This is a genomic window from Mesonia mobilis DSM 19841, assembly GCF_000423405.1.
In the GTDB taxonomy this organism is placed as follows: Bacteria; Bacteroidota; Bacteroidia; order Flavobacteriales; family Flavobacteriaceae; genus Mesonia; species Mesonia mobilis.
Genome location: NZ_AUHX01000050.1, coordinates 1 through 1,274, shown reverse-complemented (window position 1 = coordinate 1,274; position 1,274 = coordinate 1). Strand labels below are relative to the sequence as shown.

Genomic DNA, 1,274 nt, shown 5'->3' with positions numbered 1-1,274 from the left:
TATAAAAACAAAAAACCTCCTAAAAGCGGTTTAAATAAGTGAGATTTTCTAAGAATTAAAGGCTTGTGCAACGGTTACCGTTGTTGGCAGTAGTTTTTATTCTGTTAATTTTATTTTTGATTTTTTGGTAAAATTTCTTGAATCCAATAAAGTTCATTAAAAATTTCAAGAAACTCAATCGTGTTTTTGAAATCTTTTCGATCAATATACAAATCAAGTTCTTTTGAATAAGGAAGGTAAACATTTAAATGTTTAGGGTTTGCAGAGTAATCTAAATAATCTATGAGGAAAAGTACAAAATTATTAGTTCCTAAATCTTCACTTTTAGCAACCCACTTTTTTAATTCATAATTAGACTTTTTAATATTACAATACTCATTTATTTGTTCTTCAAAATAATTCTCATACTTGTGTAATTCTGAAATATTTTCAAGTCTTTTATATAAATCTAAAAATTCTATGTATTCGGTTGATTCATTTAAAGGTGGAAGTTTTAAAATTTTTCCGTCATTTAGACTAACCGTTACATACTTATTCTTTTTTAAAGTAATTATTTGGTTATAAATGTCAGTGTATTTTAAAAGCCACCATTTAATTTCCTGAATATTGAATATTTTATTATTTGCGTTTAAAAAGAAACTATTAAAATTCATCTAGTAATTTAAAACTTGCTTATTTTTTTTCTTGTTGTTTGATTAACCAATCTGTCATCTCCATATCCAATTTCATTTCTTCTTCTTTAGATAGAAATGTAGCAAAACCATTTTCCATAACATTTTGATAATGAGTATCGGAAAAATTATATTTACTTTTTAACGTATTTTGAACTTTATTTAATAAATCGTTAAAAACACTTTTTTGATTTTCAATGTTTTTAAATAAAAATGAATGTTCTATTTTATTTGGAAGTATAGAAACTGGAATTCGAGTTATATTTTCTGAATGCCTTCTCCAAAAAATTTTTAATCCCTTTTTCGTTTCTTGCAAAATAAAAGCATCTATATAAGCTAGCGCAAAATCTTTTTGACCACTAAAATCAATTACTACGCCAATAGTATATTCATTAATTTTCTCTGTTTTAGTTTCAAATTTTTGCTCAAAGGTTTGGGCAAGTTTTTTTATATGCGAGATTAATTGAGAGTATTTAACATTCATACCTCCTTGTTCTCTTAATTCACTAATTATTTTTTTCTTATTAAATAAATTAAAAATCATAAACTTTATTTTTTAATTACTGCCAACGGTTTTGTATAACAATCAGTTGCGGATTGTTT

Annotated in this window: 2 protein-coding genes; both read right to left on the bottom strand. The window is 24.5% G+C overall.

Annotated features, from left to right (window positions below; translation table 11 throughout):
- Window positions 1–110: 110 nt before the first annotated feature.
- A complete protein-coding gene (locus G551_RS0112360) occupies window positions 111–653 on the bottom strand; it encodes a hypothetical protein (protein WP_027885847.1) in 543 nt (180 codons plus the stop codon).
- A 19-nt stretch (window positions 654–672) separates the two neighbouring features.
- Window positions 673–1,215: a hypothetical protein gene (locus G551_RS0112355; protein ID WP_027885846.1), complete on the bottom strand. Its 543-nt coding sequence runs from the start codon at window positions 1,213–1,215 to the stop codon at window positions 673–675.
- Window positions 1,216–1,274 lie beyond the last annotated feature (59 nt).

What these genes read in the sequence shown, in the direction of transcription:
- G551_RS0112360 (WP_027885847.1), bottom strand. Translation starts at nt 653, where the DNA reads ATGAATTTTAATAGTTTCTTTTTAAACGCAAATAATAAAATATTCAAT.
- G551_RS0112355 (WP_027885846.1), bottom strand. Translation starts at nt 1,215, where the DNA reads ATGATTTTTAATTTATTTAATAAGAAAAAAATAATTAGTGAATTAAGA.